The 20,631-nt window shown below is 45.8% G+C and carries 21 protein-coding genes; 14 read left to right on the top strand and 7 right to left on the bottom strand.

Annotation, left to right across the window (positions count from 1 at the left end):
- Positions 1-58: 58 nt before the first annotated feature.
- The 4 genes from ppk1 to mhpT all read right to left on the bottom strand — a co-directional run bounded on the left by ppk1 (position 59) and on the right by mhpT (position 5,309).
- Entirely contained in the window at positions 59-2,119 is a 2,061-nt protein-coding gene (gene ppk1, locus CDG61_RS00815) for a polyphosphate kinase 1 (RefSeq protein ID WP_087549698.1), read from the bottom strand.
- A 178-nt stretch (positions 2,120-2,297) separates the two neighbouring features.
- Positions 2,298-3,242, bottom strand: a complete 945-nt coding sequence (locus CDG61_RS00810; RefSeq protein ID WP_087549697.1) for a bile acid:sodium symporter family protein — start codon at positions 3,240-3,242, stop codon at positions 2,298-2,300.
- A gap of 78 nt (positions 3,243-3,320) precedes the next feature.
- Entirely contained in the window at positions 3,321-3,950 is a 630-nt protein-coding gene (gene pncA / locus CDG61_RS00805) for a bifunctional nicotinamidase/pyrazinamidase (RefSeq protein WP_087513678.1), read from the bottom strand.
- Between the two features lie 156 nt (positions 3,951-4,106).
- Positions 4,107-5,309, bottom strand: a complete 1,203-nt coding sequence (gene mhpT, locus CDG61_RS00800) for a 3-(3-hydroxy-phenyl)propionate transporter MhpT (RefSeq protein WP_087549696.1) — start codon at positions 5,307-5,309, stop codon at positions 4,107-4,109.
- A gap of 663 nt (positions 5,310-5,972) precedes the next feature.
- On the opposite strand from mhpT, the gene dapA reads away from it, so the two are divergent.
- From dapA to purC, 3 genes are read left to right on the top strand one after another with little or no spacing between them, the layout of a single operon-like run.
- On the top strand, positions 5,973-6,872 hold the full coding sequence (gene dapA / locus CDG61_RS00795) for a 4-hydroxy-tetrahydrodipicolinate synthase (protein ID WP_087550003.1): 900 nt from the start codon (positions 5,973-5,975) through the stop codon (positions 6,870-6,872).
- A gap of 12 nt (positions 6,873-6,884) precedes the next feature.
- On the top strand, positions 6,885-7,493 hold the full coding sequence (locus CDG61_RS00790) for a lipoprotein-34 precursor (NlpB) (RefSeq protein WP_087549695.1): 609 nt from the start codon (positions 6,885-6,887) through the stop codon (positions 7,491-7,493).
- 37 nt (positions 7,494-7,530) lie between these two features.
- On the top strand, positions 7,531-8,250 hold the full coding sequence (gene purC, locus CDG61_RS00785; protein WP_087513654.1) for a phosphoribosylaminoimidazolesuccinocarboxamide synthase: 720 nt from the start codon (positions 7,531-7,533) through the stop codon (positions 8,248-8,250).
- 99 nt (positions 8,251-8,349) lie between these two features.
- Here the strand turns inward: purC and CDG61_RS00780 are convergent, their stop codons facing one another.
- Positions 8,350-9,624 carry a replication-associated recombination protein A gene (locus CDG61_RS00780; protein WP_087513653.1) on the bottom strand — a complete coding sequence of 425 codons (1,275 nt, stop codon included), beginning with the start codon at positions 9,622-9,624 and terminating at the stop codon, positions 8,350-8,352.
- Positions 9,625-9,919: 295 nt separating this feature from the next.
- Between CDG61_RS00780 and CDG61_RS00775 the strand changes: the two genes are divergently transcribed.
- On the top strand, positions 9,920-12,031 hold the full coding sequence (locus CDG61_RS00775) for an EAL and GGDEF domain-containing protein (RefSeq protein ID WP_087549694.1): 2,112 nt from the start codon (positions 9,920-9,922) through the stop codon (positions 12,029-12,031).
- 81 nt (positions 12,032-12,112) lie between these two features.
- Positions 12,113-12,583 (top strand): DUF523 domain-containing protein, encoded by a 471-nt coding sequence (locus CDG61_RS00770; RefSeq protein WP_087513651.1) that lies wholly within the window; start codon positions 12,113-12,115, stop codon positions 12,581-12,583.
- On the opposite strand, the gene CDG61_RS00765 is transcribed toward CDG61_RS00770, so the two are convergent.
- Positions 12,580-13,032: a YcgN family cysteine cluster protein gene (locus CDG61_RS00765; protein ID WP_087549693.1), complete on the bottom strand. Its 453-nt coding sequence runs from the start codon at positions 13,030-13,032 to the stop codon at positions 12,580-12,582. The two genes, CDG61_RS00770 and CDG61_RS00765, sit on opposite strands and share 4 nt — an antisense overlap.
- Before the next feature lie 191 nt (positions 13,033-13,223).
- On the opposite strand from CDG61_RS00765, the gene CDG61_RS00760 reads away from it, so the two are divergent.
- The 8 genes from CDG61_RS00760 to ahr all read left to right on the top strand — a co-directional run bounded on the left by CDG61_RS00760 (position 13,224) and on the right by ahr (position 18,383).
- On the top strand, positions 13,224-13,382 hold the full coding sequence (locus CDG61_RS00760) for a DUF1328 domain-containing protein (RefSeq protein ID WP_087513676.1): 159 nt from the start codon (positions 13,224-13,226) through the stop codon (positions 13,380-13,382).
- A gap of 169 nt (positions 13,383-13,551) precedes the next feature.
- Positions 13,552-14,292 (top strand): dienelactone hydrolase family protein, encoded by a 741-nt coding sequence (locus tag CDG61_RS00755; protein WP_087549692.1) that lies wholly within the window; start codon positions 13,552-13,554, stop codon positions 14,290-14,292.
- Positions 14,293-14,385: 93 nt separating this feature from the next.
- Positions 14,386-14,748 (top strand): HIT family protein, encoded by a 363-nt coding sequence (locus CDG61_RS00750; protein WP_087513648.1) that lies wholly within the window; start codon positions 14,386-14,388, stop codon positions 14,746-14,748.
- Between the two features lie 101 nt (positions 14,749-14,849).
- The gene (gene mutY, locus CDG61_RS00745; protein ID WP_087549691.1) at positions 14,850-15,884 is read left to right on the top strand and encodes an A/G-specific adenine glycosylase; all 1,035 of its coding nucleotides are present in this window, start codon (positions 14,850-14,852) and stop codon (positions 15,882-15,884) included.
- A 64-nt stretch (positions 15,885-15,948) separates the two neighbouring features.
- A complete protein-coding gene (locus tag CDG61_RS00740) occupies positions 15,949-16,488 on the top strand; it encodes a M23 family metallopeptidase (RefSeq protein ID WP_227542901.1) in 540 nt (179 codons plus the stop codon).
- A gap of 17 nt (positions 16,489-16,505) precedes the next feature.
- Positions 16,506-16,754: a hypothetical protein gene (locus CDG61_RS00735; RefSeq protein WP_087513646.1), complete on the top strand. Its 249-nt coding sequence runs from the start codon at positions 16,506-16,508 to the stop codon at positions 16,752-16,754.
- A gap of 18 nt (positions 16,755-16,772) precedes the next feature.
- Entirely contained in the window at positions 16,773-17,336 is a 564-nt protein-coding gene (locus CDG61_RS00730; RefSeq protein WP_087513645.1) for a DNA-3-methyladenine glycosylase I, read from the top strand.
- Positions 17,337-17,360: 24 nt separating this feature from the next.
- Entirely contained in the window at positions 17,361-18,383 is a 1,023-nt protein-coding gene (gene ahr / locus CDG61_RS00725; protein ID WP_087549690.1) for an NADPH-dependent aldehyde reductase Ahr, read from the top strand.
- Between the two features lie 74 nt (positions 18,384-18,457).
- On the opposite strand, the gene CDG61_RS00720 is transcribed toward ahr, so the two are convergent.
- Positions 18,458-19,894, bottom strand: a complete 1,437-nt coding sequence (locus CDG61_RS00720; RefSeq protein WP_087549689.1) for a PLP-dependent aminotransferase family protein — start codon at positions 19,892-19,894, stop codon at positions 18,458-18,460.
- Between the two features lie 90 nt (positions 19,895-19,984).
- On the opposite strand from CDG61_RS00720, the gene CDG61_RS00715 reads away from it, so the two are divergent.
- Positions 19,985-20,392, top strand: coding sequence for a hypothetical protein (locus CDG61_RS00715; RefSeq protein WP_087549688.1), 408 nt, complete (start codon positions 19,985-19,987; stop codon positions 20,390-20,392).
- The last annotated feature ends 239 nt before the right edge of the window (positions 20,393-20,631 follow it).

Below are 20,631 nucleotides of genomic sequence, written 5' to 3'. Positions count from 1 at the left end.
ATTTTTCTTTCCCTATAAAAAAATGCCTGGTCAATACCAGGCATTTTTTTACAATGGATCAGATATTGTTCTGTTTCTGTTCCATCAGATAAAGCTGAGCACTGAACGGATTTTCATCTGTACCCGCTGTCACTTTTTCCCAGTGACCGTCTGAATACAGTGTCCAGGCGTTCTGATTATCTGCCATATAGTTCTCTAAGCCATCTTTAATAATCTGTTTTTTCAGTCTGGTATTCAGTATCGGGAAACAGGTTTCAACCCGTGAAAACAGATTCCGTCCCATCCAGTCTGCACTGGCACAATAAAGCTTCTGTGCGCCCCCATGTTCAAAATAATACACACGGGTGTGCTCCAGAAAACGTCCGACAATGGAACGTACCCGAATATTTTCAGACAGCCCTTTCTGCCCTGGAATCAGACAGCAGATTGAACGGATCAGCAGATCAATTTTTACACCTGCCTGTGAAGCCTCATACAGTGCAGTAATCAGTTTCGGCTCTGTCAGCGCATTGACCTTAATCATAATATGCGCCCGCTTTCCTGCGCGGGCAAACGCAGTTTCCTGCTCAATCAGCTGTAACAGTCCTGCGTGCAGAGTAAAAGGGGCATGCAGCAATGCTTTGAGATGCACCATTTTGCCCATGCCTGTCAGTTCCTGAAACATCAGATGTACATCCGAACAGATCTGGGTATCTGTTGTCATCAGACCATAATCGGTATACATCCGTGCATTGCCTGCATGATAATTCCCTGTTCCCAGATGTACATAGCGCACCAGCTGATTATCTTCACGACGTACAATCAGGATCATTTTGGCATGGGTTTTATATCCCACAATGCCATAGACCACCACTGCCCCAGCTTCCTGAAGAATATTGGCAACAGTGATATTGGACTCTTCATCAAAACGGGCACGAAGCTCGATGACGGCGGTCACTTCCTTACCGTTTCGTGCTGCCTCTGCTAGCACCTGCACAATTTCAGAATCCGGACCACTGCGGTACAGCGTCTGTTTAATTGCAAGCACGCCAGGATCTTTGGCAGCTTCACGCAATAAATTAATCACAGGTTTAAATGAGTCGAAAGGATGATGCAGCAACACATCCTGCTTTTTCAGTACTTCAAATACGGAACCTTTACGCAGAATCTTTGGAATCACCGGTGTATACACGGGAAATTTCAGTTCAGGGCGGTCAAAATCTGCGGTCAGACGGGATAAATTCACAGGACCATCTATGCGGTAGAGATGACTTTCATCCAGATCAAACTCATTCAGCAGATAATCCGTAATTTCCTGCGGACAGTCATCCTCTATTTCCAGTCGGACTGCCCGTCCAAAACGGCGGGATGACAGCTCATCCTTTAAGGCAACCGCCAGATCATCCACATCTTCAGCAAGAATCAGATCCGCATTACGGGTGACCCTGAACGCATAACAGCCAGTCGCTTTCATGCCTGGAAACAGATCATCAATATGCTGCTGAAGAATGGCGCTTAAAAAGATATATTCCTGAGCATTGCCCGAAACATGTTCTGGAATGGAAATAAAACGGGGCAACGAACGGGGTGCAGGAACAATCGCCATCTCAATCTGTCGCCCAAAAGCATCTTTGCCTTCCAGACTGACAATAAAATTCAGGCTTTTATTGACCAGGCGTGGGAAAGGATGTGATGGATCAAGACTGATCGGGGTCAGCACAGGCTGCACCTGTTTACTGAAATATTCTGCAACCCAGCGTTTATGCTTTTCCAGAATATCCTGAAACTGAATAAAGTGAATACCGACACTCTGCAAAGCAGGCAATAACGTATGATTCAGCAGCTGATACTGCTCTTTTACTGACTGATGAACAGCCTCAGACAGCTCCTGCAGTACGACTTCAGCCGGCAGCGCATCGGGAGTCCGGGTAATGGCGTTCAGATCCAGCTGCTTCATTAAACCAGCAACCCGGATTTCAAAAAATTCATCCAGATTGCGTGAAAAAATCATTAAAAAATTCAGCCGTTCCAGTAATGGAAATTCAGGATTTTTTGCCTGCGCCAGGACTCTGCGGTGAAATTCAAATAAGGCAAGTTCACGGTTAAAATACGTTTCGGATGAATGCTGGAAGTTTTCCATATTTCTCTTTGCTGTCTGCCACAGTCTGTCTGTAAAACCCTCAACGGCATGTTAGGCAGGCTTTATGACAGTTTAGTTACATCTAAAAAAGAATTATGGACGGTGCTCATGAAACAGCTGTTAAAAACAGCAGCATAAAAAAGAGGGCGATGCCCTCTGATTGTTAAATACTGTACGTTTAAGTTTCAGGATGATCAGTTTTTGACGCCCAGTAGGTCGCCAGTGCCGGACCTGAAATATTGTGCCATAAACTGAAAATTGCACTGGGCACTGCGGTCAGCGGTGACGCAGCAAAATGTACGGCGGCAAGAGCCACCCCCAGCCCTGAGTTCTGCATACCGACTTCAATCGCAATGGCTTTGGAGTCAGCATAGGGTAGCTTCAGTAGCTGACCTGACCAGAAACCGAGCAGATAACCGAGTCCGTTATGCAGTATTACTACACCTAAAATCAGCAGACCCGACTCAAGAATCTGCGCTTTACTGCCACCAATAATCGCGGCAACAATAGCCACGATCGCTATGACTGAAATCAGTGGCATCACAGCAATATAACGTTCAACTTTCTGTTTCAGCAAAGTACGCATGACCAGTCCAAGTAAAACGGGAAACAGTACAACCTGTAAAATCGAGGTGAGCATAGACAGTGCATTAATCTCAATCCACTGACTGGCCAGCAGATAAAAAACAGCAGGAGTCAGTACAGGCGCCAGCAACGTTGAAACTGAAGTACAGGCAACTGAGAGTGCTGTATTACCTTTTGCCATATAGGTAATGACATTGGACGCCGTTCCACCAGGACAGCATCCCACCAGAATCACCCCAACCGCAATTTCAGCAGGCAGGCTGAACAGTTTACACAGCAGATAAGCCAGCGCAGGCATAATCAGAAACTGAGCCACGACACCGGTCAAAACGGCTTTTGGACTTTGCAGTACCCCACGGAAGTCCTGCACGGTCATGGTCATGCCCATCCCGAACATAATAATGCCCAGCATCCAAGTAATATAGGGTTTCAGCCACACAAAAGCAGCAGGCTCCAGCATGGCAAGTCCTGCAAAAAGCACCACCCAGAGTGCAAAAGTTTTCTGAATAAACTGCGTCAGACGCAAAAAAGCAGACATACTGAATTCCCGGTAAACTGACACTTCAGTTTTTCTGAACTGTCATACTGGCGGTATATCATTTTTTTTTACCCGCTGTCACGGTGTTTGTATCAGCGCTTTGCTGTAAATCCGTTTCACACCGGCAGCCAGCATATCCTGCCATGCATGCTGTAATGACCCCTGAAGATCAATCCCACGGGTCGCATCTGCAATCACCCAGGTTTTAAATCCCATACGGCTGGCGTCAATCGCAGTCCATGCCACACAGAAATCAGTCGCGATACCAGTGATATAAACTGTATCAATCCCACGGGCTTTTAAATACCCCTCCAGTCCGGTCACGGTTTTCCGGTCTGCTTCCATAAAGGCAGAATAACTGTCGATCTCAGGATGAAACCCCTTACGGATAATCAACTGTGCTCTGGGTAAATTCAGTGCCGGATGCAGCTCTGCATCCTGTGTGCCCTGAACACAGTGCGCTGGCCACAGCACCTGAGTCCCATAATTCAGCTCAATCTGATCATAAGGCTGTTTCCCTGGATGATTTTCAGCAAAAGAAATATGGTTTTCCGGATGCCAGTCCTGAGTAATGACAATATTGTCAAAACTGTCTGCCAGCTGATTGATCACCGGTATAATCTGATCTGCACCGGCAACCGCCAGATGTCCCCCAGGTGTGAATCCATTCTGTACATCCACAACAATTAAAGCCGTATTCTTCTGCATCATGCCTCTGTCCATTTTTTTCATTCTGCTCCAAGCATACAACAGAATGCTTGTCTGCGGTTGAATGCGCAGTCCACTGCCTGTCCGACAGTTTACACAGATAAAAAAACAGCCCGTAAAAACGGGCTGTCCAACGCTAAGTATCAATATTTCAATTTAAGCCTGAATACGACGTACCAGGAACAGCATAAATATCGCTGAAATCAGAATACACGGAATCGCTGCTGAAATAACTCCGGCTGCACCAAAACCTGCAGCAAGCAGCTGCCCTGCAATCACCGGTCCAAGCATCGCACCCACACGACCCACAGCCGAAGCCATACCGACACCTGTACCACGCATTTCAGTTGGGTAAACAATACTGCCGAACGCATACAGTACGCCCTGACAGCCAATCACAAATGCCCCCACCAGTGCCGATGCCATATACATCTGAGTCAGTGAACCTGCTGAATTCAGTGCAAAAAGACCTGCCAAAATACCGCCGTACATCAGAATAATCACATAAGCTTTTTTCCAGCGGTCAGTCAGCATACCCAGAATCACAGTACCGACAGTCGCACTGACCATAAAGAAGAACTGTGCTGTACTGCCTTCCTTACGTGAGAAGCCCAGTTCCATAAACAGGGATGGTAACCAGCTCAGCATGATGTACACCACCATCAGAGTAAAGAAATAGCTGACCCAGATCAGAATGGTGCGCATAAAATTCGTAGAATTAAACAGCTCTTTAAATGAAGCCTGTGGTGCTGCATTTTCAGTGACAGCCTGATTCTGTGCTTTCAGATATTCCTTCGACTCTGGCAGGAAAAACATCATCACAGGAATCACAATAATCGGCAGTAAACCACCCAGATAAAAAATATTTTTCCAGTTAGTACCAAAATCAGTACTGGCAACCAGAGACAGAATGGCTGCCCCAACCGGCATACCACAGTACATCAACCCTACAGCCCGTCCACGGTTCTGCGGTGAAACAGCTTCCGAAGCCAGTGTGATCAGAATAGGCATCGCAGCACCCAGTCCTGCACCCGCCAGAAAACGTACCGCCAGCAGACTGTTAAAGCTGTTGACCCACGCGGTACATAAAGTAAATACCGCAAATACTCCTGTTGACCAGATCAGGACTTTTTTACGTCCGATTCTGTCAGCAAACCGACCACCAATCAGCGCACCAGGCAACAAGCCCAGAATCCCTGCGCTGAAAAACACGCCCAGCTGTGAACTGTCCAAAGCAAAATGCTCACGGATACCCGCAGCTGCAATTCCCGCAGCCTGAATATCCAGTCCTTCAATCACAGCGATCAGGAAACAGATTGCCACCGTTACAATGGCATGTTTATTATCCGGTTTTTCCATAAGCAGCTCCTTGTTCAATCAGTGTCCAATAGAAGCCTCATCATCCCTGAGTCGATGTATTGTCATAACTACCAATAAGTTTAAGATTTTTCTTATTTTTCTGATCATCAGTTGAAATTTCTGCTATCTGAAACCGGCAGGCTATAGTCGTAAAAACAATTAATTCAAATAAATTCTGAGTAAAACCATCAGAAATACGACTTAAATATCAATATCAGCAGCCTGAGCACCGAAGTTACGTAAAATTACAAATAATAGTTAAAAGTGATTACTCCCCTTGTTTTTAATGATTCATTGCGATTAATCACACGAATGTAAATATAACTTTTACATCTATGTTGATTCTTATTTCATCTTAAATTCTGAGTTAATTCATAGGATTTCAATGCTGTTACAGGCTCTGCCTGAAAAAATCACTTTCGCAGCCGTTCCGCTCCGGACTGGAAGCTCATGCTTTTTATCCATATTCTGCTGTACTTTTTATAAAGTTTTTCACAGCTTTGACTAAAGCGTATTGTTCTTATGCCTCTGATCAGTCATAATTTGCATAAGCATTATTCAACCCTGAAACACAGGTCTGAAGTGCTGAAAATCAAAAAACGCAACCATCCCGACCTTCGTTTTATTACCCATCCGGATGGAAAAACAGGATATTTTTTCAAAATGACTCAGCAAGCACAGATCATTCAAGGCTCAATCGTCGCAATCGTCACCCCAATGTTTGAAGATGGCAGTGTAGATTGGAAGAGCCTGGAGAAGCTCGTTGAGTGGCACATTGCGGAAGGTACAAACAGTATTGTTGCTGTTGGCACAACAGGTGAAGCCTCTACACTGAGCATGGCTGAGCACACACAGGTGATCAAGGAAATCATCCGTGTCGCTGACAGACGTATTCCTGTCATTGCCGGCACTGGCGCAAACTCAACCCACGAAGCGATTGAACTGACCAGAGAAGCCAAAGAGCTTGGTGCTGATGCAGCACTGCTGGTTACTCCTTATTATAATAAACCGACCCAGGAAGGTCTGTTCCAGCACTACAAAGCGATTGCTGAAGCTGTTGATTTACCGATTATTCTGTATAACGTACCAGGTCGTACCGGCGTGGATATGGAAAATGAGACTGTTATCCGCCTGGCTGACATTGCAAACATCGTGGGTATTAAAGATGCAACCGGTGACATTCCTCGTGGTCAGGAACTGCTGGACGGTCTGAACAATAAAAACATGACCGTCTACTCAGGTGATGATGCCACTGCATATCAGCTGATTTTACGCGGTGCAAAAGGCAATATTTCTGTAACTGCAAACGTTGCACCGAAAGAAATGAGTCAGGTCTGTGCCTCTGCAATTGCCGGTGACGCAGCTCAGGCTGAACAGCAGAACAGTCAGATTGCAAATTTACACAATATTCTGTTTTGTGAATCCAACCCGATTCCTGTGAAATGGGCACTTCATGAAATGGAATTAATCGGTACAGGTATTCGCCTGCCATTAACGCCATTGGCACAACAATACCGCGCACCGCTTCGCGAAGCACTGATCGCTGCGGGCGTCATTAAATAAGAGCACGACACTATGCAATTACGTTTCGGTCTGACCCTCGTACTTTCAGCATTTACACTGGCGGGTTGCAGCACCATGGGTATCGGCAATGGTTCCCTGGATTATAAAAAAGCATCCTCACTGGAGCCACTGCAATACCCTGAAGGTTCTATGGTTCGCCCGGCGACGCCTTTGTATCCTGCTCCTACGGTTGAACAGCTTGCAATTGATCATGCACCTAAGCTTGAGAACAAGCGTGGCAACCGTTTTGCTTTACCCCGTCCAGAGATGACCCAGACCGACACCTCAGCGAATGATGCTGTGGATACCGGTACAAATACTGGTCGTCCTCAGCTTGTAACTGATGGAAATCAGAATCCCCTGCTCAAAATAGAAGGAAATTCTGATACAATCTGGCAGTACACACTTGCGACTCTCGGCAGTCTGAATCACACCATTGCTGGTCAAAGTAAAAACCGTCACGAAGTGACTTTAAAAGTCGATCAGCAGACTTATGTGTTACGACTCACCTCTGTTGGGACCAGCAACAACCTGGCTGTTTTTAATGCCAACAACAGTTTTGCAGACCCTCAGAAAGCTGCCGAGCTGTTAACCCAGATTTCCCAAAACTGGCCAGCCTAGTCGTTCTAGGCAATTTTTTTTTGCAAAAGGTTCCCCCATGTTAAAACAAACCTTGCTCTATACCGGTAAAGCAAAATCTGTTTATGAAACAGACAGCGCAGACCATCTGATCTTAGTCTTCCGTGATGATGCCTCTGCCTTCAATGGCGAAAAAATCGAACAGCTGGATCGTAAGGGCAAGGTGAACAACCGTTTTAACGCCTTTATCATGGAAAAACTGGCTGCTGCAGGCATTGAAACTCATTTTGAGAAACTGCTTTCTCCAACTGAAGTTTTAGTGAAAAAACTGCACATGATTCCTGTTGAATGCGTTATCCGTAACTTTGCAGCAGGTTCATTATGCCGCCGTCTAGGTGTTGAAGAAGGTAAAGAACTGACTCCACCTACTTTTGAACTTTTCTTCAAAGACGATGCGCTTGGCGATCCAATGGTCAACGAATCTCAGGCTATTGCTTTAGGCTGGGCAAATGCTGAGCAGCTTGAGCAGATGAAAGTTCTGACTTATAAAGTCAACGAAGTACTGAAATCATTATTTGATGCTGGCAACATGATGCTGGTGGACTTCAAACTTGAATTTGGTGTTTTCCATGACCGTATCGTACTGGGTGATGAGTTCTCTCCAGACGGTTGCCGTTTATGGGATAAAGACACCAAGAAAAAACTCGATAAAGACCGTTTCCGTCAAGGTTTAGGCGGTGTTGTTGAGGCTTATGAAGAAGTTGCTACACGTATTGGTGTAGACCTTTCTGATATCTGATTTAAACATCAGATCTAAAAAACCGGGCTTTTGCCCGGTTTTTTTATGATGAATCAAAAATGACAGGTTCTGATTCATCCTATCCATTCTGCACACAGCTTACTGCTGTTGCTGACTTTGCTGCCATCTGCGCTGTTGCAGGCGCTCTCCTTCAACTTCCCGTTTATTTCGGGCAGACTCATACAGCTTTGTGCCTTTCAGCTCCGGTGGCAGATAATCCTGCATCACAAAATGCTCAGGATAGCTATGCGGGTACAGATAGTCTGCGCCATAACCCTGCTCTTTCATCATGCGGGTCGGTGCATTTCTTAAATGCAGTGGAACAGGCAGATTTGCCGTTTTTTCAGCCAGCTCCATCGCTTTATTGATCGCCATATAAGTACTGTTACTCTTGGCACTCGTCGCCAGATAAACTGCACACTGCCCCAGTATTATTCTGCATTCAGGCATACCGACAGCCTGAACTGAACGGAAGCATTCTCCCGCAAGCAACAGTGCATTCGGGTTTGAATTTCCAATGTCTTCAGATGCTGCAATCAGCATACGACGGGCAATAAAAACGGGATCTTCTCCACCTTTGAGCATACGTGCCATCCAGTACAGTGCCGCATCAGGATCACTGCCCCGAATGGATTTGATGAATGCAGAAACCAGGTCATAATGCTGTTCACCCGATTTGTCATAGCGGGCAATATTCTGCTGTGCCACTTTCACGACCATGGCATTGGTAATGATATTTTCCACCTCAGGCTCAAAAGTACCTGCGATCAGCTCCAGTAAGTTCAGTGCTTTTCGGGCATCACCTGCAGCGAACTGAATCAGCGCATCAAACTCCTCGATCTGAATATAGCGTTCTTTCAGGAAACCATCCTGCTGAACCGCCTGCTTCAGTAAATGCTCAATCGCTTCATTGCTCAGTGCATTCAGGGTATACACCTGACAGCGGGACAGCAGCGCACTGTTCACCTCAAAAGACGGATTTTCTGTCGTTGCACCGATCAGCGTGATTTTGCCTTTTTCCACCGCATTCAGCAGTGCATCCTGCTGTGATTTATTGAAGCGGTGTATCTCATCAATAAAAACCACAGGTGTCAGTAGATCTCCACCATCTGCAATCACTTCCCTTAACTCTTTCACACCCGTATTCAGAGCAGAAAGACTGACAAATGGGCGATCCACCGCCTGAGCCAGCAACAGTGCAATGGTGGTTTTACCTACACCAGGGGGTCCCCAGAAAATAATCGAAGGTAAATGCCCCTGGTCAATCATCTGACGTAATGGTGCATGCTCACCCAATAAATGATCCTGTCCGATAATCTGCGACAGATCTTTCGGGCGAAGCCTTTCTGGAAGTGGAATACTGCTGTCTGACATCTTGGATAATTCTAAAAAATAGTGCTGTTGATAGTCTACTATGTAAATCATCCACCGAGTATTTCCAATACGCTGTTTTATATTTTTGTAATAAAAATATACACCGTATGAATTTACAGTTTTTAAACTGCTTATTTTTCAAAGCTGCCACTTTTTGAATGTTAATACAGTGTTTATACTCCTGCCTGTTTATCCGAAAATGGTATGGTGTATATTCAGCAGGCTATTTTTTACTGATATACTGATTATGTGATATTAATCACACTTTTCACCCTATAGCGAGTTTTTCATCTGTATGAAATCCTTATTTAAGAATAAACAGGCATCGCCTGAAATTCAGGATTTCCCAGTACTGCCTGTCAGTCGCTGGTCAGATACTGTCGCTGAAAATTTACTCGATGTCCTGCCTCAGCTGATCTGTACTAAAACACGCTCACAGCGCCTGTTCTGTAATCAGGCGATGCGCTGTTATACCGGCACTCTCGCCATTGAAATGAATGACCCAGAATTCTGGCAGCTGTATATCCATCCAGAAGACCATGAATACTTTCTGGCTCAATGGTTCAAAGGGCTGTCTGAACTGCAGCATATCGAAATCACCTGCCGTATTAAAGACAGTACACAACAGTATCACTGGTTCAGCATCTCTGCTGTTTTTCCAGCAATGGATCATGAGCTTGAATGGCTGATCAGCTGTACAGATATTGATGCCCAGATTATAAATCAGCAGAAACTGGCACAACAGATTTCAGCTCAGACGCAGATGCTTGATGCCAGTGTGGACTGCATCAAACTGCTGTCACAAAAAGGGCAGGTCATTTCCATTAATCAGCCTGGACGTGAGGCACTTGGGATCAGTCATGATGTCACATCTTTTGGGATGCCCTGGCTGAATCTGCTCGCCCCTCATGTCCGTAAAAATGGACAACGGGCACTTCAGGCTGCTGCTCAGGGGAAAAAAGCCCGATTTGATGGAATCACCCAGGTTGAAAACGGCAACCCACAGTACTGGGACAATATTCTGACCCCTATTCTGAATCATGAGGGTCTGCCTCAGAATATTCTGTGCGTTTCACGCGATGTCAGTGAACAACGGATTACCGCTGAAAAACTGCATCAGCTCAATGAGCGGGATGACCTGACCGGTCTGTACAACCGCCGTGCCTTTAAAAAACTGCTGAGTAAAACCTTACAGCAGTCCAAACGAAATACCACATCCACAGCATTGCTTTTACTGGATCTAGATTATTTCAAACATATCAATGATGCAATGGGCTATGTTGCGGGCGATCACCTCCTGAGAGTACTCGGAAAACGCCTGAAAAACTGTCTGGACAGCAATGCCTATGTTTCCCGACTGGGCAGTGATGAGTTTTCCATTATTCTGCCAGAGACTGGAGATGATCAGGATATTCTGAACATTGCAGCTAAATTACAGAAACAGCTTGATCTGCCTATCCGTTATAACGGTCAGTTTTTAAATGGCAGCATGAGTATCGGTTATGCTGTTTATCCCCGTGATGCAAAAGACTCTTCTGCTTTGCTGAAATGTGCTGATATTGCTCTCAACAACCTGAAATCGGGCGGTCGTGGCGGTATTCAGATGTTCAGCCAGAGCATGCTCGATGTGCTGGAAGAATCAGCTCGACAGCTGATTCTTGCCCGACAGCTGATTCGTGATAACAGCATTTTTCCTTTTTATCAGCCTAAAGTCCGTTTAAAAGATAAAAAACTGGTTGGCTTTGAAGCACTGTTACGCTGGCATGATGAACATGGTGATGTTCAGTTACCCTCCAGAATTTATAAGTCGTTCCAGGACTATGATCTGGCAACCCGTATCAGTGAAAAAATGCAGACCTCTGTTTTTCAGGATATTGCACAATGGCTGAAACAGGGCACCAGCGTTCTGCCTGTCTCGATCAATGCTGCTCCAGTTGAATTTCTGCGTGACAACTATGCAGAAACCCTGCTGAAACGTATGCAGTTCTATAAAATCCCCCCAGAACTGATCGAAATTGAAATCACTGAACTGAGCCTTGCCGAAGGTGGTGCAAGCTATGTCATCCGTGCCTTAAACCTATTGAAGAAAGCAGGACTGCGTATATCACTGGATGACTTTGGAACAGGACATTCGTCTCTGACCCGTCTGAAAGACTATCCTGTGGACTGTCTGAAAATCGACCGCAGTTTTGTGGTCGGTATGCAGAATGACCCTTCGATTCTTGCCATCGTCCGTGCCATCAGCCAGCTTGGTCCGGGCATGTCACTGGATATTCTGGCGGAAGGTATTGAAGTCACAGAACAGCTGAACACCCTGATCGACTGTGATTGTCATATTGGACAGGGCTTCTATTTTTATCAACCGATGTCATCTTCAGATGCTCTGCAACTGCTGCAAAAAAACTGAATCAGGCACTTCTCATTCAGTTTCATCTCCACCTTGTCTGCGATAAAGTCTTCACATATTTTTTATGCAGTATTTGATCTTATGTACCTGATCAGTGCCTGTCTGGCAGGACAACCTGTCCGTTATGACAGCAAAAGTTATCATTATGAGCAGATTCAACGGCTGATTCAGCAGGGAAAAGTCATAACAGCCTGCCCTGAACTGCTGGGTGGACTTTCCTGTCCTCGCCTGCCTGCTGAAATTCAGAATGGTAATGGTGCAGATGTACTCAATGGAACCGCTCAGGTCATTGATGCTGTGGGACAGGATGTCAGTCAGGCATTTATACAAGGGGCATATCGAACACTGGAACTTGCACAGCTGCACCACATTCAGACGGTGGTGCTCAAAGAAAACAGTCCATCCTGTGGTCGGCACTGGATTTATGACGGCAGTTTCAATGCTCAGAAAATCAAGGGAATGGGGGTTACTGCAACGTTGCTGCTGCAACATGGCTTCCAGGTCATTTCCGAAAATCAGTTTTTAGAACTACTCGCTTTAACAGAAGATTAACGCACCCAGCGCACGATATGATCTTCAATGTCTTCTTCATCCACTTCTGTTTCTGAAATACACCGACCTGCTGCGGACTTTCTGGCTTTGATGACACTGCTTCTGGAACCGGTATTCAGATAATGCCAGGTCGGCAGATTTTTGCCCTCTTTAAGACGGCGGTAAGCACAGCTGGGCGGTAACCAGTGTATGGTTTCCAGCTTTTCAGGTGTCAGCTGAATACAGTCAGGAACCAGCGTCTGACGTTCAGGATAATTGGTACACTGAGCCGTTTCACAGTCCAGTAATTTACATGAGACGCGGGTATAGGCAACTTCCTGGGTTTCATCATCTTCGAGTTTCACCAGGCAGCACAGGCCACACCCATCACACAGCGCTTCCCATTCTGGAAGAGTCAGCTCTGCTAAAGGGTATCTTTTCCAGAAATATGGACGCAGATCACCAGACATAATATGTAAATAAGGACATGACCTGAATATTATATCAGTCACTTCCATCCAGTTATGCAAAATTCATTTTTATTTTTAATTGTTTATCAATATTCAATAAAGCCGACAATTCGTCAACAAAACCGCCACATACAGCGACTATCGCACAGTTATATTTTAAAAACAGGGTTCATAACAACAAGGAGAAACATATGTTCCGCTGGGCAATAATTTTTGCAGTGATTGCACTGGTCGCCAGCTTGTTAGGATTTGGCGGAGTAGCAGGATTATCCAAGCAGTTTGCTATCATTCTGCTGATTGTCGCGGTCATACTGGCGATCGTAGGCTTCCTTTCCCGAGGAAAAGTCTGAAAAACAGACCAGCTTCCCAGAAAGAGAAGGATTGTTCCTTCTCTTTTTATATGCTGAATAAAAATAATTTCTCACAGTTTGATTGTATGCATTACATGAATTTTCAGAACCATTGTCATATTTTTATGCTTTAATCATTTTATTTTCAGCTTCATATGGAATTGAGTCTATGGCTTCTGGCATTAAAACCCGTGAAATTAACTATTCAACCCCAGACGGTAAACAGTTTACTGGCTACTTTGCTGCGCCTGAGTCCACTGCACCTGTAGCAGGCGTGATTGTGTCACCTGAGTGGTGGGGTCGGAATGAATACACTGAACAGCGTGCAAGAGAGCTGGCTGAACACGGATATGCCGCATTTGCCATTGATATGTACGGAGACAAAAATGTCACAACCGATGCAAAGCAGGCTTATGCATGGATGATGCAGACATTTGAAGATCCCGATACGATTGTGACCCGTGCGTCAGCAGGACTGGCAACATTAGCTGCACAGGAAGAAGTAAATGCAGATAAACTTGCAGCAATCGGTTTCTGTTATGGCGGTAAAGTCATTCTGGATCTTGCCCGTTCTGGCGCACCGCTTGAAGCGGTCGTGACTTTCCATGCAAACCTGTCACCGAAAGCACCGGCGCAGAAAGGACGGGTACAGGCTGAAATCCTTGTATTGCATGGTGAAGATGACAGCATGGTCAGCCTGGATGATGTCGATGCATTCCGTGAAGAAATGCATGCTGCTGAAGTCAGCCATGAAGTGATTATTTTTGAAAATGCCAAGCATGGTTTCAGTAATCCACAGGCAGATGAGCGTGCAAAAGCCAATGCTGTCGACCTCGGTTACAGTGCAGAAGCTGAAAAACAGGGATTGGTTGCCATGTATGAACTGCTTGACCGTCGCCTGGGTCAATAACATCAGGTTCAAAGTACAGTATAAATAACTGTACTTTCCCATCCTCTCGGGATGCCTGAATACCGCTAATCATGATGAAAAGAGGACACAATAATGACTGATAACAATTGCCCTTACTGCAATTTTGATGAATATGACATCATTGATAAAAACGAGTTTGGTGTCATTCTGCCCGAACCCAATGCACTGTCCAAAGGTCACTGTGTAATTGTCCCTCTGCGTCATATCAGCTCTTTTTTCGAGATCAGCGATAAAGAACGCAAGAGCCTGCAGTCCTTACTGGAACTTGCACGCAACGAACTTCAGATCCGTCATCAGCCTGCCGGTTTTCATGTCGGATTCAATGATGGCAATGTCTTTGGTGAAGTGTCTGAGCACCTGCATATTCACATTATTCCCCGTTATGAAGGTCAGGCTCTGAAACTGGATGAACGCTGGGGTATGGTCAATCCATAATTTCAGACCGTTCTCAATCAAAAAATGATGCTCAGGCATCATTTTTTATGTCTGACTCTCCAAGTCCGCTATACTGAACTTTTCCATTTTTCCCTGCTGATATGCCTGATTTTTCATTTTCTGATGCACTGCTTGCCTGGTTCGATGTCCATGGTCGCCATGACCTCCCCTGGCAGGTCGCAGATGATCCGTACAAAGTCTGGGTATCAGAGATCATGTTACAGCAGACCCAGGTCAAAACAGTTCTTCAGTACTTTGAGCGCTTCATCAACCGCTTCCCGACAGTCAAAGATCTGGGGACAGCCAGCTGGGATGACGTTGCCCCCTACTGGGCAGGACTCGGCTACTATGCACGGGCACGCAATCTGCATAAAGCGGCTTCAGTTGTGACTCAGCAGGGTCAATTCCCTAAGACACGCGAACAGTGGATGGAACTGCCAGGCATAGGACCTTCAACCGCTGGAGCGCTGATGTCACTCGGTCTACGCGAGTATGGCGTGATTATGGACGGCAATGTCAAACGTGTACTTTCACGTTTTTTCGCTGTCGAGGACGATCTGAGTAAACCTGTTCATGAACGTGCGATGTGGCAGCGGGCTGAACAGCTCTGCCCTGAAACGCGCAATCATGATTACACCCAGGCCATCATGGATCTGGGCGCAACGGTCTGCACCCCGAAAAAGCCCTTATGTCTGTACTGCCCGATGCAGCAGCACTGCCAGGCACATCAGCAGGGGCTTGAAACCGAACTGCCCTATAAAAAACCTAAAAAAGCAGTGCCTGTAAAATCCGCACATGTCCTGCTCATTCACAGTCAGCAGGAATGGTTCTGGCAGCAAAGACCTGCAACTGGGTTATGGGGAGGATTATGGGCACTGCCTATCGCTGAGTCTGAAAGTGAATTTATTCAGCTCTGCCAGCGTCTGCATCTGCCACCTCTGGCATCTTCAGTGCAGATCTCACACAGTTTCACTCATTTTACCTGGCTGCTGAATGCACATGTGATTGAACTGGAAACTGACCAGCAGGAATATCTGATGGCTGAACTTGGCGGACAGTGGTTAAAACCACAAATTGCTACAGAAATGGGTATTCCCACTGCCATGAAAAAATTGATCTCAGCTGTAAATCTATGACATATTCAGGCACAGTCATTGAAAGTTTTATTGACCAGATAAAATCGTAAAAGGGAAAAATACTGTGCTTCGCAATCTGTCTGCTGCTGCTCTGAGTCTGTGTATATTACTGATTTCTGCCTGTAGCTCCACACCGACCCGCCCGCCTGCACCCCTACCTGCGGATCAGACTGCCAGACTGAAAAGCATGACGCTTCCCTCCAGACTGCCTGTCCCTGTTCAGGGAATAAAGCCAAAACAGCTGAAAGATACCTGGGGAGCATCCCGCAGCAGTGGACGCACGCACGAAGGCATCGACATCATGTCCGAACGTGGTACCAGAGTGTACAGCTCAACGGAAGGACTGGTGGCTGATCTGCGTAACAACAATCTGGGTGGAAAAGTGATCTGGATTCTTGGACCTGGTGGCACATGGCATTACTATGCTCATCTGAATGAGCATAAGCGTGGCTTAAATGTCGGTGACTATGTTAAAAAGGGAGATCTGATCGGCTATGTCGGAAACACTGGAAATGCCAGACATACCTCCCCACATCTGCACTATGGCATCTATCTGAACGGTAAAGGTCGTGGCGCAGTCAATCCTTATCCCTATTTACGTTAAACAATCAGGAATTTTTCATGTCTGAAGCACTAATCAACCGTCTGGTGAAATTTGCAGAGTCAGGTAATCAGCAGAAAGTGGTGCTGTCCGGACAAAGCCATCAGGGCTGGGTGATGGAAATAACTGAAGACGCCCTGCTGATCAGTACAGGTTTTGCTGAAAAAACCGGTAAAGATATGTGGATCAGCTTTACTGACCTGCAACAGGCACAGCTGTATTACTGGGACAACAAACAGGATCAGTGGATCGAATTCCCTGTCACTTAAAATAAGGAGCATCACTTTATGTCTTTCAAACGCTGTGGCTGGTGCTCAGATGACCCTCTTTATATTGCCTATCATGACCAGGAATGGGGCAAAGCTGTACATCATGAACAGCATCTGTTTGAGATGCTTTGCCTGGAAGGACAACAGGCAGGTCTGTCCTGGATAACCGTACTGAAAAAACGGGAATGTTACAGACAGCATTTTTTTCAGTATCCGATTGCTCAGATTGCACAGTTCAGCGATGCCGAACTTCAGTTAAAAGTGCAGGATGCAGGACTGATCCGCCATATCGGCAAACTCACAGCCATTCGGGACAATGCCGTTGCATGGCAGAACATGCAGGCTCAGGGACATGATATGGTGACATGGCTCTGGGACTTTGTCGGGCAGCAGATTCAGATCAATCACGTTCCTGACTACCGGCAGGCTCCGGCTCAGACCGAAGTCAGCCAGCGACTTTCAAAAGCCTTAAAAAAGCAGGGTTTTAAATTTGTGGGTCCAACCACCATGTATGCCTTTATGCAGGCTGTCGGTATGGTGGATGACCATGAAAATGACTGTGATTTTAAGAAAAACCAATAAATCTCAAAATACAGGGAAGATCAGATGACCAGTAATACAGTTCACGCATACGCTGCCATGCAGCCAGGACAGCCTCTGGAATCCTATCAGTTTGATGCAGGCGAATTACAGCCCCATCAGGTTGAAGTCCAGGTTGAATACTGCGGTCTTTGTCACTCCGATGTTTCAGTGATTAATAATGAATGGGGAAATTCTGTCTACCCTGTCGTGGCAGGACATGAAATTATTGGAACGATCACCCAGCTGGGTTCTGAAGCAAAAGGGCTGAAAGTGGGTCAGCGTGTGGGCATTGGATGGACTGCAGAAAGCTGTCAGCACTGTGACCCTTGTGTAAGCGGACAACAGGTACTATGTACCGGCAGTAAAACTGCAACCATTGTCGGTCATGCCGGTGGCTTTGCAGATAAAGTCCGTGCAGGCTGGCAATGGATTATTCCCCTGCCTGAAGAACTGGATCCTGAAAGTGCCGGACCTTTATTATGTGGCGGTATCACCGTATTTGATCCTATTCTGAAACATCAGATCCAGGCTGTGCATCATGTCGGTGTGATCGGAATTGGCGGACTGGGGCATATGGCGATTAAACTGCTGAAAGCCTGGGGCTGTGAAATTACTGCATTTACATCCAGCCTGGATAAAACCGATGAGCTTAAAGCCATGGGAGCAGATCATGTGGTCAACAGCCGTGATACGGCTGCGCTCAAGACTCAGCGTGGCAAATTTGACCTGTTGCTGTGTACCGTCAATGTATCGCTGGACTGGAAAGCCTATTTAAATACCCTGGCTCCGAATGGCAATATTCATATGTTGGGCATGGTACTGGAACCCATGGCGATTCCTGCCGGTACGCTGATCAGCGGTGCAAAATCAGTGACCGGTTCTCCAACTGGTTCACCGTTTGCCCTGCGTCAGCTGTTACAGTTTGCAGCACGTAAAAACATTGCCCCACAGATTGAGCTTTATCCCATGTCTGAAATCAATGCAGCGCTGGAGCGTTTACATTCGGGCAAAGCACGTTACCGGATTGTGCTGAAAGCAGATTTTTAATCTATCCCTCATCCTGACCTTCTCCCAAAGGGAGAAGGGACTTTTTTTGTTTCAATCACTGCAAAATTTAAACCTTAAGCCACTTTATGTTCAGACAACTGTCCCCGCACCCATTCCCCCAGCAGTCGGATGGCATCCTGAATCTCGGTGGATAATTCATGTCCGGCATTCAGCCGTATACAGTTGTTATAACGACTGTCCTCACCAAAGACCTGTCCTGGTACAATATTGATGCTGTGCTGCTGAGCAAAATAATACATCGCCAGACTGTCGATCTGTTCAGGCAACTGTAACCACAGCGCATAACTGCCCTGCGGCTGGTTCAGACGGATTTCCACCCCCTGAAAAGCCAGAGAAATAAACTGTCTGTATGCCTCAACCTGTGCCATCAATTTTGGACGCAACTCACTCAGATGCTGACGATAGGCACGACTGAAAATTAAATCTGCAAGCCCCAGCTGCAAAGGCGTATTTACAGAATCATTCTGTAAAATCAGATTCGCATGTAAATGTTTTAAACGCTGAGGTAAACAGAACCATCCCAGTCGATAAGAAGGCGATAACGATTTGGAAACTGAACCGCAATAAATCACATAGCCTGCCTGATCCCAGTATTTAATCGGTAAGGGACGCTTCTGGCTGAAACTGCATTCGGCATAAATATCATCTTCAATCACATAACACTGATATTTTTCAGCCAGCTGAGCAATTCTTTCCTTATCGGCATTGCTCAGACAGAAACCTAAAGGATTCTGAAAGTTTGCAGTCAACAGACATACTTTCGCCCCTGAGTTCTGCATTACCTGCTCCAGGCGCTCCAGGTCAAATCCATCGGTATTTGCAGGAATTTCAATGATTTTCCGCTTCAATAATGCCAGTAACTGCAACTGACCATTATAGTTCGGTGTCGGCACAATAATACTGTCACCTTCATTGCTGACACTCTGGAGCATCACTGATAATGCAGGCATGCAACCATTACTGATGTAGATATCATCCTGAGCAATAAAAAAACCATCTTCTGCCCAGTGTGCTGATAAAGCTTCGCGTAACTGAGGATGTCCCTGCCGATTGTTATATAAAAAATCTTCGGGTCTGCAATGCTTTAATGCACGCTGAATCGAACGTCTCAACGCTTCAACAGGAATAAAATTCGGTGATAACTGGATTGAACCTAGGTGAATCAAACGGTTATTAGCCGATGCTTCATGAATCTGTATTTGCAGTTCCAGATTGGAAACTTCACGGGGTCTGGATTTAAAGTCCGGATGCAGTGGCACAGCAGTCTGAGCTTTAGCTTGCTGGGTCTGCACAAAATAACCTGCTTTGTTCCGCACATAGATCAAGCCCTGAGCTTCCAGCAGTTCATAACAGCTTTTGGCAGTATTCAGGCTGATCTTCTGCTGTTCAGCAAACTGGCGTAATGAACTCAGGCGCTGTTCTGCATGCAGTTCACCACAATATATTTTCTGCGCAATCTGCTGTGCCAGCAGCTGATACTGAAAAGCCATGCCTGTGTCCTTTTTTTAGTATTTACTGTATCTGTACCCAGATTAAAGCTCAATTTATGCTCTGTGTACAGATACAGAGGAATGGACACAATGAAAAATTTAATGCTGTGCAGCGTACTTTTATTACTGGCAGGCTGTGAAAAACCCACAGCAACGCAAATTCAGCAACAGCGTCATGGCTTTATCTGTAAATCCCTGATTGATGGTTATTTAAATGCGCAGCATCTGGGGCAGTTCAAATTCTGGGAACAGCAGCAGCTGAACACCCAGCAGAATGTGGAGTATATTTATCGTCAGCCCACGGTACACGGCGTTATGCTCGGTATTCTGCAACAGCCTGAAATACGCTTTCAGTGCAGAAAAGAAGCACGGCAGCAGTATGTGCTGGAAGTCCTGGACACAAAACTGAATCAGGCTTTTCCTGTCCTGACGGTACATCTCCCAGAACAGGCTGAAAATCAGCTGAGTGCCGCAGATTACAGCAGTTTTCCTGACTGAAACTGTGGATTTCAGTCATGGCAGCAGGCAAAATCCTGAACCCTGTAACAGGTCTTTAAACACAGACGGGATATTTTTTATTGTATAAAAAATGTTTTTGATATTCCGTCTGTTATAGAATATCCCCAGAGAGAAGAATATATTGAGTCCTTGGTCTACACACGACTCAAAACACGTGTTTAACTGTAAAAGTCTGCTAAGATCAGAGCAGATTTTATTATTCGAATTTGGGAAAACCT

The organism is Acinetobacter sp. WCHAc010052 (assembly GCF_002165295.2).
GTDB classification, from domain to species: domain Bacteria; phylum Pseudomonadota; class Gammaproteobacteria; order Pseudomonadales; family Moraxellaceae; genus Acinetobacter; species Acinetobacter chinensis.
Note: the sequence above shows the minus strand (reverse complement) of the source record. Positions and strands in the feature narration are given on the sequence as shown.